A 14,183-nucleotide genomic window follows, 5' to 3' on the forward strand; every position below is an offset into this window, starting at 1 on the left:
CGTGGTGATCATTGCCACCACCCTTGTGGTCGCCACCACCCTGGTGATCGTTGCCGCCACCCTTGGGATCGCCGCCACCCTGGTGATCTTTGCCACCGCCCTTGGGATCGCCGCCACCCTGGTGATCGCTACCACCACCTTTGTGGTCGCCGCCACCTTGGTGATCTTTGTCGCCACCGCCGCGATGGTCTTTGTCGCCGTGGTGATCGCCATCACCGCCGTCGTGGCCATGATCGTGGTGGTGGTGGTCGCCACCCCCGCCACCGTTGTCACCGCCGCCATTCGATCCACCCCCGCTGGAGCCACCTCCGCTCGAGCCACCCCCACTGGATCCACCACCGCTCGAGCCACTTCCACTGGAGCTGCCACCGCCCGATCCGCCGCCGCTGGCGACGACGCTGCCGCCAGCACCACCACCACTGGAGCCGCCATTTCTGGAGCCGCCGCCATTAAAGAAGTGATCGTGATCGCTCTCATTGGTCGTGAGCGATCGTATCGCGGCCGTCGTCAATGGCGGACACTGATTGAGCTGATCTTGAGTCAGGATCTGCTTCCTGTTCAAGGCAATGCAGCACCTTGCATAATTAGCGCCATTGAGAGGGCTGCATTGAGCAGCTGCAAGCCGTTGTGGAACAGATGCTCCAGCATATCCTGCCATGTATAGTGAGGATGCGGATACGGAGAGCGCGACAGCTAAGGCTTTAGCTATTGATTGCTTGATTGCAGACATTTTTGTCTCCATTGGAGGCGCCGCAACCAAATTTATATTGCTGCTTCAAATCCTATTTAAGCAAGTTACAATTTGTTAAGCATTACGCCCCTTATCGGCCAGATCGTCACTTTAGCAATAGCTCATTAACCGATACCCATCATTCTTTAAGCTAAGTCCGGGGGTACAAAACCGTGAAACGCCATGCCGCGCTGGTCGCACTTTCGGCGTTGTTCGCCAGCCCGCTTGCCGCCCAGGCTGGCACGACGATGGAAACCATGGGCAATGCCTTTGCGCCGCCCGCCTTCTATTCATTCTGCAGCCACGAACCTCGCTTGTGCAGCACATCTGGCGGCAAGAAGGTGGTATCGCTGCAGCCCAGGCTCAGTGCCGAGCTGCAGCAGGTCAACCGCGCGGTCAATTCCCGCATCAAGGAACGCAGCGACCTTGTCACTGTCGGCAAGGACGACGACTGGCGCGTGCCTGTCGCCTATGGCGATTGCGAAGACTTCGCGATCCTGAAGAAAAAGGAACTGCTGGCACGCGGCTGGCCGGCATCGGCGCTGCTGCTCACCGTGGCGCGCTATCGCGGTGAAGGCCATACTGTGTTGACCGTGCGGACCAGCGAAGGCGACCTCATCCTCGACAACATGACCAGCTCAATCCGCGACTGGTCGAGCACACCCTACGGCTACTTTGCCCGCCAGGCGCAAGGCAATGGCCACCGCTGGGAGCGCATCGGCAACGCCAGGCAAATCGTGACGACGGCGGTCGGCAACTGACGCCTGCCGGAGAATTAGCCTAAACGTTCGAGCAGGATCGTCGGCTCGCCGTGATAGGTGGTGCGGCCGATCTCGCGATAGCCGTTCTTTTCAGCGACGCGCAGCGAAGCGCCGTTGACCGGATCGATGATGCAGACAGTGCGGCCTTCGAAACGGTGGTCGGCCCAGGTCACGAAGGCGCCCACCACCTCGCTCGCAATGCCTTGGCCATGCTTGTCGGCGACAAATCCCCAGCCAGCCTCGGGGATGCCTTCGATCGAAGGTTCGATGTCGCGCTTGAGGTCATGGAAGCCAGCCTCGCCGATGAAGCGGCCCGTGGCCTTTTCCTCGACCGCCCAAAAGCCATAGCCGATCAGCGACCAGGAGCCGGCATGGCGCAGGAAACGCTGCCAGCTTTCCTCGCGTGTCCGTGGCTTGGCAATGAAGCGCGTGACGACCGGATCGGCCCACATCCCGGCATAAGCGTCGAAATCGGCGAGGCGATGCGGCCTCAGGATGGTGCGTTCGGTCTCGATGACAGGAATATCGGCAAGGTCAAAAGTGGTCATCGGTGAAGCTCCATCCATCGTTGCCGGGGCTTTAGCACGGTCCGACGGACAAGCAGCAGGCCAGATCGACATTTCGGCATCCGCCAGCGGAATCAGCCGCGCCAGGCCATGCGCATGTAGACGCCACCGCGTTCGAGCTCGTCGAGCATCTGGTCGAGCCGCTTGCGGCGGGTCGCTTCGAGCTTGGCGCGTTCGATCCAGCCGAGATAGTCGTTGCGCTGATAGCCGGGCCGCGCCTCATAGGCATTGAGCACACCGCGCGACAAAAGCTCGCTGCGGATCCACTCGGGCATCGGATTGATGTCGCGGGTCAGGGCCATGGCTGAAATTTGCGGATGAAAAACGCGCCCGTCAACCACACCACAATCATCAACTGACACATCCGGTTGTCATTTCGACATCGACCTCGCTTTGATATCGTAGCGACGAGGACAGGGTTTGCGAGGCGCCGATGACCGATCTCCTTCTGACAATCGTCCACCACCTGCTTGCCTTCACCCTCGCCGGCGTGATCGCCACGGAAGCCGTGCTGGTGCGCCCCGGTCTCGACCGGCGTGGCCTTGCCCTGCTCGGCCGTGTCGACGCCGCTTATGGCGCCTTGGCGGCTTTGCTGGTGATCATCGGCGCGGCACGGGTCTATTTCGGGCTGAAGGGCTGGGAATTCTACATCTACAACCCGACCTTCTGGGCCAAGATGGCAGCGTTCGCGACAGTCGGACTGCTGTCGATTGCGCCCACCATCCGCATCTTGCGCTGGCGCGCCGCTGGTAGCGGCGAGGCTTATGTCGTGCCCGATGTCGAGGTGGCGCGCGTGCGGCGCTTCATCAAGGCTGAAATCGCCGTCTTCGCCCTGATCCCGATCTTTGCCGCGGCGATGGCGCGCGGTTACTGAGCCGCCACTTCGGCTTCCGCGACCTCGACCGGATCGAGTTCGTCCAGCAGCACCAGCGGCGCGGGCTCGCTTGTCGACTTTTCTGGTGACTTGCAGATGTCGGCGATGACGCAGCGCCAGCAATCGGGCTTGCGTGCCTTGCAGACGTAGCGGCCATGCAGGATCAGCCAGTGATGGGCATGCAGCATGAACTCGTCGGGGATGATCTTGACCAGGATCGCCTCGATCTGATCGGGCGTCTTGCCGGGCGCCAGCCCGATCCTGTTGCCGATGCGCAGGATATGGGTGTCGACAGCCATGGTGTGGTGGCCGAAGGCCATGTTGAGCACGACATTGGCGGTCTTGCGGCCGACGCCGGGCAGCTTGACGAGCATATCGCGATCGTCAGGCACCTCGCCGCCATGGTCTCGGATCAGCGCTTCCGACAGGGCGATCACGTTCTTGGCCTTGTTGCGCCACAGGCCGATGGTGCGGATATGCTGGCCGAGCGCCTCCTCGCCCAGCGCCACCATCTTTTCTGGCGTATCGGCAATGGCGAAAAGCGCGCGGGTCGCCTTGTTGACGCCGGCATCGGTCGCCTGCGCCGACAGCGCTACCGCCACCAGCAGCGTGAACGGATTGACGTGTTCGAGCTCGCCTTTCGGCGCCGGCCGCTGGACCTGGAAACGGCGGAAGATCTCGCGCACTTCCGCAGCCGAATAGAGCGACTTGGCACGCGTTGAGCGGGCGCGCGGCTTCGGCTTGGTGCCCGATACGGCGCGGACGGTGGCCTGCGACGCCATTGGCGCATCTTTGGACTTGGGGTTTTTCATAGGCCCTCTATAATTAACCGACATGAGCGAGACAAACGCCACCTTTGCCGCCGACGAGCCGTTCTTCAAGGCGCTTTTGCTGCCGCACCGGTCGCTTGGCCGCACCGGCTTCATGATCCTGATGGGCGCGATGATGTTCGGCTGGATCGTCACCGGCATCATTTTCCTGAGCTACGGCGCCTGGCCGATCTTCGGCTTCTTCGGCCTCGACGTCATCGGCCTCTACATCGCCTTTCGGCTCAACTATCGCGCGGCGCGCGCCCGCGAAGAGGTGATCGTTTCCCGAACCAGCCTCGACATCCTCAAGACGGCGCCTTCCGGCAAATCGGAGCAGTATCACTTCAACCCGTTCTGGGCGCGTTTTGCCGTTTCCCGCCACGACGAGATCGGCATCACCGGCATGGCCGTGGTATCGCGGGAAAAAAGCGTGCCGATCGGCAGCTTCCTCAATCCCGACGACCGTGAGAGCTTCGCCAAGGCTTTTTCGCGGGCACTTGCAACCGCAAGGAGCAGATGAGCAGGAATCGGGTGGGAAATACCCACCGACAGCGCGATATTGGCGTCCAAGGAGATATTGCCATGAACGCCCAGACGCAAACGAAGCCCATTGCCACGCTGCAGCACGACATCACGCCGGTCGGCTCGGAATATGAGACGGTGCGCCGGGTGATCGAAAAGATCAGCCTCGACTATCGCGACCAGCCCTCGCTCGAAACCCTGGCCGACGAGGTTGGCGAAACGCCGACCGGCCTGCAAAAGCTGTTCAGCCGCTGGGCCGGCCTGTCGCCAAAGGCCTTCCTGCAGGCGGTGACGCTCGACCATGCCCGCAAGCTGCTCGACGAGGGCCTGCCGCTGCTCGAGGCCTCCTTCGAGGTCGGCATGTCGGGTCCGGGACGTCTGCACGACCTGTTCGTCACCCATGAGGCGATGTCGCCGGGCGACTACAAGACCCGTGGTGCCGGGCTTACCATCCGCTACGGTTTCCACATCTCGCCCTTTGGCGTGGCGCTCGTCATGGTCACCGATCGCGGGCTTGCCGGCCTGTCCTTCAACGATGCCGGCGAGGAGCGCGCCGCATTCGCCGACATGTCCGGACGCTGGCCCAACGCCACCTATGTCGAGGACATGAGCGCGACGGCACCTTATGCCGCGCACATTTTCGATCCGACCCGCTGGCGGCAGGACCAGCCGCTGCGCGTGGTGATGATCGGCACCGACTTCCAGGTCCGGGTGTGGGAAGCGCTGCTCAAGATCCCGATGGGCCGGGCCTGCACCTATTCGTCGATCGCTTCGGAAATTGGCTCACCCAAGGCCAGCCGCGCTGTGGGTGCCGCCGTCGGCGCCAATCCGATTTCCTTCGTCGTGCCGTGCCACCGGGCGCTTGGAAAATCGGGCGCGCTCACCGGCTATCACTGGGGCCTGACGCGCAAGCGTGCGATCCTCGGCTGGGAGGCCGGCCAGGTCGCGCGATGATGGTTCGAAATGGCAACGCGACATCTGGCAAGTGAGCGCGACACAGGCTAGTTTCCGGCCGATTTTTCAGGAGACTGCCGTGATCACCGTTGTCGGATCCATCAACCTCGACCTCATCGCCACCGTCGGCCGTTTGCCAGGACCCGGCGAAACCGTTCCGGGCAGCGACTTCAAGTCGGCGCCCGGTGGCAAGGGCGCCAACCAGGCGCTCGCGGCGGCGCGCGCCGGCGTTCCGGTCCGCATGGTGGGCGCTGTCGGCAAGGATGCCTTCGCCGGCGAAGCGACTGCCTTTCTTAGGGATGGCGGCGTCGACCTTTCCGGCGTCGCTGAAATCCAGGCGGCCACCGGCATCGCCCTGATCCTTGTCGGCGGCGACGGCGAAAACATGATCGCTGTGGTGCCCGGCGCCAATGGTTCGGTGGTACCGGGCGATCTCGCCAAGGCGCAGTTCAAAAAGGGCGACATCGTCCTGCTCCAGCACGAGATCCCGCTTGCCACCGTGGATGCGGCACTCGCGGCGGCACGCAAGGTAGGTGCGGTGACCATGCTCAACACCGCCCCCTTCCGCGCCGAAGCGGCGAGCTTCGTCGGCAAGGCCGACTATGTCGTTGCCAACGAAACCGAGTTCGACCTCTATGCCGAAGCCCTGAGCCTGCCGGCCGGCGAGCGGTCGGAGCGCATGAGCGAATTTGCCCGCCGCACCGGTGCCACCGTCATCGTCACGCTTGGTGGCGAAGGCGTTCTGGCGGCCAAGGGCGACGAACTCGTCCATGTCGACGCACTCAAGATCACGCCGGTCGATACTGTGGGTGCAGGCGACACTTTCTGCGGCTATCTCGCCGCGAGCCTGTCGACTGGGCTCGACCTCAAGGACGCGCTTCGGCGCGCGGCTGTGGCCGGGTCGCTTGCTTGCCTGAAGCCGGGTGCCCAGCCAGCCATCCCGCTCGCCGCCGAGGTGGAAGCAGCACACAAGGGTTGAGCGCAGCACCTTCTGGACACGCGTAAAATCTCAGTGCTTAGTGTCGAGCGACCGCCGGAGGAACGGAAATGTCGCTCGAACTCTACGCCGCCTATGTCGTTGCCTGTATCGTCATCGTGCTGATACCGGGGCCGACCGTCACTTTGATCATCGCCTCGAGCATAAGGCACGGCACGCGCGCCGGGCTGCTCAACGCCGCCGGCACGCAGATCGGCGTGGCCGCGATGATCGCCATTGTCGGCATCGGCCTCAACCAGATGATCGAGGCCATGGGCCACTGGTTCGAATGGGTCAGGCTCTTGGGTGCGGCCTATCTGATCTGGCTCGGCATCCAGATGTTCCGTTCGGGCGGCGAACTCGCCGCCGATGGCGCACCGAAGCGGCCGCGCGGCGGTTTCTTCCTGCAAGGCTTCCTGGTTGCCATCTCCAACCCCAAGACGCTGATCTTTTTTGGCGCCTTCATCCCGCAGTTCATCGACCCGACTGCCAATTACGCCCAGCAGATCGTCATCATGGGCATCACCGCGATGGTCTTCGCAGCACTCTCGGATTCCACCTATGCGGTGGCCGCCGGTCGTGCGGGCAAGTTCCTGTCGGCCAAGCGCCTGAAGCTGATGACCCGCATCAGCGGCACGTTCCTTGTCGGCGGTGGCGTGTGGCTGGCGTTTTCGCGGGCGAGATAGAGCATTCGCCTACCTGCGTTTCAGGGAGAATTGCCCCTCATCCCCTGCCGGACCTTCTCCCCGTAATGACGGGGAGAAGGAGGATGGCCGCAACGCCGGCGCCCCCTCGCCCCGTCCTTCACGGGGAGAGGTAAGGATGAAAATGCTCTAGTCTTACGGTCTCAGAGCCGGCCGAGGCGCTCGACGAGCAGCGCAAAGAAGCCGTCATGGTCGATGTCGCGCATGACGGTCGCGTTCTTCTCACGCTTGGTGACGCCCCACCAGTCGACCACGGTCATGCCCATGGTCAGCTCCGACGCCGTCTCGACGGTGACGTTGCAGAACCTGCCCTGGAACAGCTCGGGCTTGATAAGGTAGGCAATGACGCACGGATCGTGCAGCGGGCCGCCGTCGGTGCCATACTTGCCTTCGTCGTAGCGCTCGAAGAATTCCAGCATCTGGGCGGTGGCGATGCCAACCTTGGTGCCGAGCTTGCGGAAGGCGTCGATGCGCTTGGTCGTGGTCAGCGCCTTGTGGGTGACGTCGAGCGGCATCATGACGATCGGCACGCCCGAGCGGAACACCACGTCGGCCGCATGCGGGTCGACATAGATGTTGAACTCGGCCGACGGCGTGACATTGCCGCCTTCAAAGAAGCCGCCACCCATCAGGACGATCTCCTTGATGCGCGGTGCGATCCTGGGCTCGCGGATCATGGCGAGCGCAATGTTGGTGAGCGGGCCGAGCGGGCACAGCGTGACGGTACCGGCTTCCTCGCGCATCAGCGTCTCGACGAGGTAGTCGACGGCGTGCTGCTCCTCAAGCTTCATCGTGGGTTCGGGCAGTTCGGGGCCATTGAGGCCGGTCTTGCCGTGGACTTCCTCGGCGGTGACGAGGTCGCGGATCAGCGGACGGATGGCGCCTGAATAGACCTTGGTCTCGGGGCGGCCGGCCAGTTCGCAGATCTTGCGGGCATTCTTCTCGGTCAGTTTCAGCGGCACGTTGCCGGCGACGGCAGTGATTCCCAGGATATCGAGTTCAGGGCTTCCGAGCGCCAGCAATATGGCGACGGCATCGTCCTGACCGGGGTCGGTGTCGATGATAATCTTGCGCGGTATGGGCATTTTCTTTCCTTGTTGGGCAGTTTTTTTGCAGTCTTGAAGTTGCCGACGCGGCGGACCATATCAACAACAGTCGGGAAAATGCCATCTGGGTTTTTCCGCTTTATGTCGCTCTCGGAGGACAAGCTGTAACATGAGCCGTATGACGCCCTTTTCGAGCCCGCTTCTACTGGGCTTCGACACGATGGAAAAGACGCTGGAGCGCCTTGCCAAGTCGGGCGACAGCTATCCGCCCTACAATATCGAACGCATCAGGGATGCCGACGAACGGGGTGAAAGGCTGCGGATCACGCTTGCGGTGGCCGGTTTCGCCGAAAACGATCTCGAAGTCACCGTCGAGGAGAACCAACTCATCGTGCGTGGCCGACAGAGCGACGACAAGGAGCGCGAGTTCCTGCATCGCGGTATCGCATCACGACAGTTCCAACGCTGCTTCGTGCTGGCCGACGGGATGCGGGTGATCGCGGCCGATCTGAAGAACGGTCTGCTCTCGGTCGATCTCGACCGACCGGAAGCCGAACGGCTGGTACGGAAAATAAACATATCGGTAGCAGACTGAAAACTACCGATGGCTCTCATGCGGGATGGCCGAATCGGCATCCTGGCTAGAAGGAGGCTGTAATGCCCAGTACTGACCAGAGACACACCATGACCACGGGCGAATTGGCCCATCTCGGCGAAGGTTCCGTCGCCTATCTCAGGAAGGTATCCAGCGACGACCTGCGCGGCCGTTTCCCAGGCCTGACGCAGATTGATCCCGGCCTTGAGCTGTGGGCGCTGTTTGCCGCCAATGGCGAGCCGATCCTGTTGTCCGACGCTCGTGACCGCGCTCTTGCCGGTGCGATGGAAAACGATCTGACGACCGTCGCCATCCACTAACCCTTTGGGGTTATCGGCTCCAGTTCGAGCCGATGTGACAGATGGCGAAACGGAAAAGGGCCGCGAGACGCGGCCCTTCCCAAGCTTTTTCCAAAATCCAAACGTCCACCAAGACGTCAAGCGGCGTGCGAAGCCGGCGTTTCCGACAGAAGCGCGAGGATGGCGGACGCGTCGCGCGTGCCGCGAATCTTGGCCACGGTGTCGGCATCGCGCAGGACACGCGCGATACGCGACAACGCCTTGAGATGGTCGGCCCCGGCCCCTTCAGGGGCCAGAAGCAGGAAGACGAGATCGACCGGCTGGTCGTCCAGTGCCTCGAAGTCGACGGGCGTTTCCAAGCGCGCAAAGACGCCTGTGATGCGCTTAACGCCTGCGAGCTTTCCATGCGGGATGGCAATGCCATTGCCGACACCGGTCGAGCCGAGACGCTCGCGCTGGAGTATGGTGTCGAACACCTCCCGCTCGGGGATGCCGGAGATCGATGCGGCCCTTTCGGCGAGAAGTTGCAGAAGCTGCTTCTTCGAATTCGCCTTCAAGGCCGGCATGATCGCCGGTACCTCGATCAGATCACTCAGATCCATGCTGAAATTCCCTTGCTGTGCTCATCGCCGCATTGCCCCAAAACCCCACATGCGGTCGGCGGCGACTATCCCTGGGCGACCTTAGCGGTCGAGGGATCTATCCAGCCGATGTTCCCATCCGGCCGGCGGTAGACGATGTTGAGGTGCTCGTTGCCAGCATTGCGGAAGACCACAACAGGGCTGTCCTTGGTATCGAGCTCGATGACGGCGGAAGCCACCGACATGGTCTTCAGCACCATCGTCGATTCGGCGACGATGGCGGGTGCGAAATCCTCGGGCACATCTTCGTCGTCATCGACGAGTGCTGCGACCACCGAGTAGGCGACATCGGTCAGCTGACCGTTGCCCGCACCCAGATTGTGCGACTTGAGCCGGCGCTTGTAACGCCTCAAGCGGGTTTCAAGCTTGTCGGCCGCCGCTTCGAATGCGGCGGTCGGTTCCTGGGCCTCGCCGGTCGCTTGCAACGACATGCCCGAATCGAGCCGCACCACGCAATCGGCGGTGTAGCGCGAGCCGGCCTTTACGACGTTGACGTGTCCGGAGAAGCCGCGATCGAAGTATTTGCCGATCGCTTCGCCGATACGACCTTCGATGCGCGTACGAAACGCATCGCCGACGTCCATGTGTTTTCCAGAAATACGCAGGCTCATCTGAAAACTGACCTTTTCTGTTCAGACTTCAAACCAGTCCGAGTTTATACCCGTGGCCGATGCAAACAAGCGTTGGCTCGCCTGTCGCACCGAATTTAAGTCCGAACCTGTCGGCTGATCTTGGGCCACCCACCGGCAGCCTATGGCTCGTATCACAAGCCATCTCGTGCCGCATCTTTCTCTGGCGGGCTTAGCCCCTCTCATGCGGGCGGGCTTCTAGACACTTCATTAGGGATTGTCAATCAAGGCCCCGGATTGGCGCGAATGCGCGCCTTTCCGTCTAGCTGCTGCTACCGGCGATCGCGCGCTTTTCGCGCCGGCGCTGCACCGACGAGGCGATGTTCATGCCTTCGCGATATTTGGCGACTGTGCGCCGGGCGATATCGACGCCACTTTTCTTCAGGATATCCACAATGGCATCGTCGGACAGCACATCGGCCGCCTGCTCTTCCTCGATCATCTGGCGGATGCGGTCACGCACGGCTTCCGACGAATGCGCATCGCCACCTTCGGCAGAGGCGATCGAAGCGGTGAAGAAGTAGCGCAGTTCGAACACGCCACGCGTCGTCAGCATGTATTTGTTGGCGGTGACGCGGCTGACCGTCGATTCATGCATGCCGATGGCATCGGCCACGGTGCGCAGGTTGAGTGGCCTGAGATGGCGCACGCCGTGGACCAGGAAGGCATCCTGCTGGCGCACGATCTCCGAGGCGACCTTGAGGATGGTCTTGGCGCGCTGGTCGAGGCTGCGCGTCAGCCAGTTGGCGTTCTGCAGGCACTCGCTGAGGAAATTACGCTCCGAGGCATTCTTGGTTCGCCCGGTCACCTCGGCAAAATAGACCTGGTCGACCAGCACGCGCGGCAGGGTTTCGGGGTTGAGCTCAACCGCCCAACTGCCATCGGCGGCCTGGCGCACCTCGACATCGGGCACGATGGTATCGGTAGCGCCCCCCACAAAGGCTCCGCCGGGCCTGGGATCGAGCGCACGGATTTCTGCCAGCATCGCGAGCAGATCCTCCTCGTCGACGCCGCAGATGCGCTTGAGGGCCTGGAAATCGCGTTTGGCCAGAAGGTCGAGATTGTCGATGAGTGCCGCCATCGCCGGGTCGAGCCGGTCGCGGCGGGCAAGCTGGATACGCAGGCACTCGGCAAGATCTCGAGCGAAAAGCCCAGCCGGATCAAAGCCCTGGCAATCCGCAAGCACCCTGAGCACAAATGCCTCATCGACACCGAAGCGCGTGGCAATCTCGCTTGGATCGCCACGGAAATAGCCCGCTTCGTCGAGCCAGTCGGTCAATTCGGAGGCAACGAGTCGTTCAGCGGGATCGATGAAGGCGAAGGAAATCTGCTCGCCGACATGGTCGCGCAGCGTAATCGCCGCCGCTGCCATGTCCTCCATGTCGAAACCTTCGGAGGAACCGCCCGAGTTTGAGCCCGGAGATGACGACTTCCATTGCATGGCCAGGTCCGGCCCCACGCGCTCGACAGCGCCGGAATCGTCGGGAAACAGGTTTTCAAGCGAGGTGTCGAGCTTGTCGGAGATCGCCTCGGAACTCCAGCCGGCTTCGGCCTCGAACCAGTCCTCGCTGGCCGCAGCGTTTGCCTCGCTGGGCGTTTCGATCTTCGGAAACTGGTCCGGTGCGTCTTCCGGCGCGTCCACGCGCTCGAGCAGCGGGTTGCGCTCGATCTCGTCGTCGATGAAGCGTTCGAGCTCGGTGTGGGTGAACTGCAGCAGTCTTATCGACTGCATCAGTTGTGGCGTCATCACCAGAGACTGCGACTGCCGTAGCTGTAATTTCGCCGACAGCGCCATAAGCTGTTGTGACCCGATCCCGATCCGCGACGGCCGAAAACCGGCCCGCCTGCCAGCAGCGATAAAACTGGCCCGGCTTTTGCATGTCAAGCAGATTGGGGTTTTGGCAGTGTTATTGCCGATGCGCTACCCGGAGCGCGGAACGCCGGCTGCGCGTTCAGCGGTCAGAGCGTGAAGCCCTCGCCGAGATAGAGACGGCGGACATCCGGGTTGGCCACGACCTCGTCGGCACGGCCATGGGTCAGAACCTCGCCGGCATGGATGATGTAGGCGCGGTCGATCAGGCCCAGCGTCTCGCGGACGTTATGGTCGGTGATCAACACGCCAATGCCGCGCTTGGTCAAATGCCGGACAAGCTGCTGGATGTCGGCGACTGCGATCGGGTCGATACCGGCGAAGGGTTCGTCGAGCAGCATGTAGTTGGGCCGGCTGGCCAATGCGCGCGCGATTTCGAGACGCCGCCGCTCGCCGCCCGAGAGCGCGATGGCCGGTGCCTTGCGCAGATGGCTGATGTGGAATTCCTCGAGCAACGCGTCGAGCGATTTCTCGCGCTCCTTGCGGCTCGTTTCGACCACTTCGAGAATGGCGCGGATGTTGTTTTCGACCGACAGGCCGCGGAAGATCGAGGCTTCCTGCGGCAGATAGCCGATGCCGAGGCGGGCGCGGCGGTACATCGGCATCGCGGTCACGTCGAAGCCGTCGATCTCGATGGTGCCTTGGTCGACCGGCACCAGGCCTGTGACCATGTAGAAGCAGGTCGTCTTGCCAGCGCCGTTGGGGCCGAGCAGGCCTACGGCCTCGCCGGCGCGCACGCCAAGCGTCACGCCTGACACCACCTGCCTGCCCTTGTAGCTCTTGGTCAGGCCCTTGGCGATCAGCGTGCCCTTGAACTTACCGTTCTTGGCACCGCCAGTTATCGCGGGCGCGGCAAGCTTTTGCGCCGAGCCGGGCTTCAGACGCGACAACAACCGGGATACCTCAATCATTATTTCTTCTGCGAACTCGGCGTAATCGACATTATGACGCGACCATTGCTGTTGGTGCCCTTGGTGCAGCCATCAACCTGCGCGAGCCCGGTCTTCATCTGAACGGTAAGCTTGCAGCCAACCAGAACGTTGTCGCCTTCCGACAGAACGACTTCCTTGCCGGACATCACCAACACCTCGGTCTTCATGTCGAACGTGCCGCGGTCGCCAGTGGCAACCTGCTTGTCGGACTTCACATAGACCTTGTCGTCGACTTCAAGCCGATCGATCTTGGCGGAGCCGGTGGCCGCCGAACCGCCATCCTTGGCGTAATAGACAGTCATCTTGCCCGACTTCATCAGCGTCGGTCCCTGGGTGACGTTGACGTTGCCGGTAAAGATCGCGAGGTTTTCCGATTGGCGGACCTCAAGCTTGTCGCTTTCGATCTGGATCGGCTGATCGCCGGAGAGCTTGAGGCCCGAAAGCCTGCTCTGGCTGTCCTGCGCAAAAGCGCTGGCGGTGCAAAGCACAACGCCTGCGCATGTTAACGCGGCCAATGACCGCCAAGACCTAATTTGCCGCACTCCCGCCTCCGCTGTCATTCTGCGCCGCCTTCATCCGCGCCGGATCGATGTCCACGCGTACCCTCTTCTCAAAGACGACAACCTTGCCGTTTTCGAGCATCGACATCGAATCGGACGTGATCCTCGAACCGTCAAGGCTTATTTCAACCGGTTCGGTAGTCTTCATCTCGCCGCTGCCCATATCGAGATACGCCGATTTGAGCTTGGCGACCATACCATCACTGGTCTTTACTGTGACCTGATCCGTCAGATTGAGCGTATTTCCCGTGCGATCATAGACACCACGCGCCGCATTGACCTCGGCGACGTTCTCGGCAGCGATCGGCAGCTTCGCGTCGATGCCAAGCAATTCGACCACGCCCTGGTTGGCCGGATCCTGCACAGCGCGGTCAGCCGTCATCGAATAGGGCAGATTGGTCCGGGTGAAACCGCTGAGCTGAGGCTTGGCCATCACCAGCTTGCCTTCGGAGAAGGCAGCACCCTCCGCCTTGACCTGGAAGGAGGGCGGGGCGGCAAGATAAGAATAGCCGCCGAACAGCGCCGCAAGCGCCACAGCCGCCAACGGCAAAACGCGCTTGAGAAAGCGGACGCGGCGCGAATGGCGCGACGCGAGATTGAAGGCATCGCCGCGCGAAGTCGCGAGCGCAATTGCGGAATCCACCGCAACGCCGCCACCGCCGCCACTCGTATCGATCGGTCGCGCCAACGCAAATGTCCTTTTTCGAACTATCTA

The 14,183-nt window shown here is 62.2% G+C and carries 19 protein-coding genes; 9 read left to right on the forward strand and 10 right to left on the reverse strand.

Annotated features, from left to right (window positions below; genetic code table 11):
• Both AC1RTB_RS06580 and AC1RTB_RS06585 read left to right on the forward strand, forming a co-directional pair.
• Positions 1-664: hypothetical protein (locus AC1RTB_RS06580; RefSeq protein ID WP_492943800.1), on the forward strand; the 664-nt coding region annotated here is incomplete at its 5' end.
• A gap of 239 nt (positions 665-903) precedes the next feature.
• Complete coding sequence (locus tag AC1RTB_RS06585) at positions 904-1,491, forward strand: transglutaminase-like cysteine peptidase (protein WP_492875852.1); 588 nt, start codon at positions 904-906, stop codon at positions 1,489-1,491.
• A gap of 14 nt (positions 1,492-1,505) precedes the next feature.
• Here the strand turns inward: AC1RTB_RS06585 and AC1RTB_RS06590 are convergent, their stop codons facing one another.
• Together AC1RTB_RS06590 and AC1RTB_RS06595 are read right to left on the reverse strand one after the other, a co-directional pair.
• The gene (locus tag AC1RTB_RS06590; RefSeq protein ID WP_492875854.1) at positions 1,506-2,039 is read right to left on the reverse strand and encodes a GNAT family N-acetyltransferase; all 534 of its coding nucleotides are present in this window, start codon (positions 2,037-2,039) and stop codon (positions 1,506-1,508) included.
• 92 nt (positions 2,040-2,131) lie between these two features.
• Entirely contained in the window at positions 2,132-2,359 is a 228-nt protein-coding gene (locus tag AC1RTB_RS06595; protein WP_492875856.1) for a YdeI/OmpD-associated family protein, read from the reverse strand.
• 131 nt (positions 2,360-2,490) lie between these two features.
• Between AC1RTB_RS06595 and AC1RTB_RS06600 the strand changes: the two genes are divergently transcribed.
• Positions 2,491-2,931 carry a DUF2214 family protein gene (locus AC1RTB_RS06600; protein WP_492875858.1) on the forward strand — a complete coding sequence of 147 codons (441 nt, stop codon included), beginning with the start codon at positions 2,491-2,493 and terminating at the stop codon, positions 2,929-2,931.
• Here the strand turns inward: AC1RTB_RS06600 and nth are convergent.
• Positions 2,925-3,743 (reverse strand): endonuclease III, encoded by an 819-nt coding sequence (gene nth / locus AC1RTB_RS06605; RefSeq protein WP_492875860.1) that lies wholly within the window; start codon positions 3,741-3,743, stop codon positions 2,925-2,927. The genes AC1RTB_RS06600 and nth overlap by 7 nt on opposite strands.
• Positions 3,744-3,765: 22 nt before the next feature.
• On the opposite strand from nth, the gene AC1RTB_RS06610 reads away from it, so the two are divergent.
• From AC1RTB_RS06610 to AC1RTB_RS06625, 4 genes are all read left to right on the forward strand, one after another.
• Entirely contained in the window at positions 3,766-4,260 is a 495-nt protein-coding gene (locus tag AC1RTB_RS06610) for a DUF2244 domain-containing protein (protein ID WP_492875862.1), read from the forward strand.
• A gap of 62 nt (positions 4,261-4,322) precedes the next feature.
• A complete protein-coding gene (locus tag AC1RTB_RS06615; protein WP_492875864.1) occupies positions 4,323-5,216 on the forward strand; it encodes a methylated-DNA--[protein]-cysteine S-methyltransferase in 894 nt (297 codons plus the stop codon).
• Positions 5,217-5,295: 79 nt separating this feature from the next.
• Complete coding sequence (locus tag AC1RTB_RS06620) at positions 5,296-6,195, forward strand: ribokinase (protein WP_492875865.1); 900 nt, start codon at positions 5,296-5,298, stop codon at positions 6,193-6,195.
• A gap of 68 nt (positions 6,196-6,263) precedes the next feature.
• Entirely contained in the window at positions 6,264-6,878 is a 615-nt protein-coding gene (locus AC1RTB_RS06625; RefSeq protein WP_492875866.1) for a LysE family translocator, read from the forward strand.
• A 161-nt stretch (positions 6,879-7,039) separates the two neighbouring features.
• Here the strand turns inward: AC1RTB_RS06625 and AC1RTB_RS06630 are convergent, their stop codons facing one another.
• Positions 7,040-7,981 (reverse strand): nucleoside hydrolase, encoded by a 942-nt coding sequence (locus tag AC1RTB_RS06630; RefSeq protein ID WP_492875868.1) that lies wholly within the window; start codon positions 7,979-7,981, stop codon positions 7,040-7,042.
• Between the two features lie 130 nt (positions 7,982-8,111).
• Between AC1RTB_RS06630 and AC1RTB_RS06635 the strand changes: the two genes are divergently transcribed.
• Positions 8,112-8,537: an Hsp20 family protein gene (locus tag AC1RTB_RS06635; RefSeq protein ID WP_109575873.1), complete on the forward strand. Its 426-nt coding sequence runs from the start codon at positions 8,112-8,114 to the stop codon at positions 8,535-8,537.
• Positions 8,538-8,599: 62 nt separating this feature from the next.
• Positions 8,600-8,857, forward strand: a complete 258-nt coding sequence (locus AC1RTB_RS06640; RefSeq protein ID WP_108605559.1) for a BQ00720 family protein — start codon at positions 8,600-8,602, stop codon at positions 8,855-8,857.
• A gap of 116 nt (positions 8,858-8,973) precedes the next feature.
• Here AC1RTB_RS06640 and ptsN read toward each other — a convergent pair whose 3' ends face one another.
• From ptsN to lptC, 6 genes are all read right to left on the reverse strand, one after another.
• Positions 8,974-9,438, reverse strand: coding sequence for a PTS IIA-like nitrogen regulatory protein PtsN (gene ptsN / locus AC1RTB_RS06645; RefSeq protein WP_476782832.1), 465 nt, complete (start codon positions 9,436-9,438; stop codon positions 8,974-8,976).
• Between the two features lie 65 nt (positions 9,439-9,503).
• Entirely contained in the window at positions 9,504-10,088 is a 585-nt protein-coding gene (hpf, locus tag AC1RTB_RS06650) for a ribosome hibernation-promoting factor, HPF/YfiA family (RefSeq protein WP_492875872.1), read from the reverse strand.
• Positions 10,089-10,368: 280 nt separating this feature from the next.
• Positions 10,369-11,901, reverse strand: a complete 1,533-nt coding sequence (gene rpoN / locus AC1RTB_RS06655) for an RNA polymerase factor sigma-54 (protein ID WP_492875874.1) — start codon at positions 11,899-11,901, stop codon at positions 10,369-10,371.
• 164 nt (positions 11,902-12,065) lie between these two features.
• Complete coding sequence (gene lptB, locus AC1RTB_RS06660; RefSeq protein ID WP_492875876.1) at positions 12,066-12,887, reverse strand: LPS export ABC transporter ATP-binding protein; 822 nt, start codon at positions 12,885-12,887, stop codon at positions 12,066-12,068.
• Positions 12,887-13,468 carry an LptA/OstA family protein gene (locus AC1RTB_RS06665; protein ID WP_492875878.1) on the reverse strand — a complete coding sequence of 194 codons (582 nt, stop codon included), beginning with the start codon at positions 13,466-13,468 and terminating at the stop codon, positions 12,887-12,889. The genes lptB and AC1RTB_RS06665 overlap by 1 nt, the downstream gene beginning before the upstream one ends.
• On the reverse strand, positions 13,437-14,156 hold the full coding sequence (gene lptC, locus AC1RTB_RS06670) for an LPS export ABC transporter periplasmic protein LptC (protein ID WP_492875880.1): 720 nt from the start codon (positions 14,154-14,156) through the stop codon (positions 13,437-13,439). Before lptC ends, AC1RTB_RS06665 begins: the two co-directional genes overlap by 32 nt.
• Positions 14,157-14,183: the final 27 nt, after the last annotated feature.

The sequence above is a fragment of the Aminobacter sp. GW821-FHT11F06 genome, from assembly GCF_058808215.1.

Excerpts from the sequence above, each read along its gene's own strand:
- AC1RTB_RS06590 (WP_492875854.1), bottom strand. The coding sequence starts at position 2,039 with ATGACCACTTTTGACCTTGCCGATATTCCTGTCATCGAGACCGAACGC.
- AC1RTB_RS06595 (WP_492875856.1), bottom strand. The coding sequence starts at position 2,359 with ATGGCCCTGACCCGCGACATCAATCCGATGCCCGAGTGGATCCGCAGC.
- AC1RTB_RS06600 (WP_492875858.1), top strand. The coding sequence starts at position 2,491 with ATGACCGATCTCCTTCTGACAATCGTCCACCACCTGCTTGCCTTCACC.
- nth (WP_492875860.1), bottom strand. The coding sequence starts at position 3,743 with ATGAAAAACCCCAAGTCCAAAGATGCGCCAATGGCGTCGCAGGCCACC.
- AC1RTB_RS06610 (WP_492875862.1), top strand. The coding sequence starts at position 3,766 with ATGAGCGAGACAAACGCCACCTTTGCCGCCGACGAGCCGTTCTTCAAG.
- AC1RTB_RS06615 (WP_492875864.1), top strand. The coding sequence starts at position 4,323 with ATGAACGCCCAGACGCAAACGAAGCCCATTGCCACGCTGCAGCACGAC.
- AC1RTB_RS06625 (WP_492875866.1), top strand. The coding sequence starts at position 6,264 with ATGTCGCTCGAACTCTACGCCGCCTATGTCGTTGCCTGTATCGTCATC.
- AC1RTB_RS06630 (WP_492875868.1), bottom strand. The coding sequence starts at position 7,981 with ATGCCCATACCGCGCAAGATTATCATCGACACCGACCCCGGTCAGGAC.
- AC1RTB_RS06635 (WP_109575873.1), top strand. The coding sequence starts at position 8,112 with ATGAGCCGTATGACGCCCTTTTCGAGCCCGCTTCTACTGGGCTTCGAC.
- AC1RTB_RS06640 (WP_108605559.1), top strand. The coding sequence starts at position 8,600 with ATGCCCAGTACTGACCAGAGACACACCATGACCACGGGCGAATTGGCC.
- ptsN (WP_476782832.1), bottom strand. The coding sequence starts at position 9,438 with ATGGATCTGAGTGATCTGATCGAGGTACCGGCGATCATGCCGGCCTTG.
- hpf (WP_492875872.1), bottom strand. The coding sequence starts at position 10,088 with ATGAGCCTGCGTATTTCTGGAAAACACATGGACGTCGGCGATGCGTTT.
- rpoN (WP_492875874.1), bottom strand. The coding sequence starts at position 11,901 with ATGGCGCTGTCGGCGAAATTACAGCTACGGCAGTCGCAGTCTCTGGTG.
- lptB (WP_492875876.1), bottom strand. The coding sequence starts at position 12,887 with ATGATTGAGGTATCCCGGTTGTTGTCGCGTCTGAAGCCCGGCTCGGCG.
- AC1RTB_RS06665 (WP_492875878.1), bottom strand. The coding sequence starts at position 13,468 with ATGACAGCGGAGGCGGGAGTGCGGCAAATTAGGTCTTGGCGGTCATTG.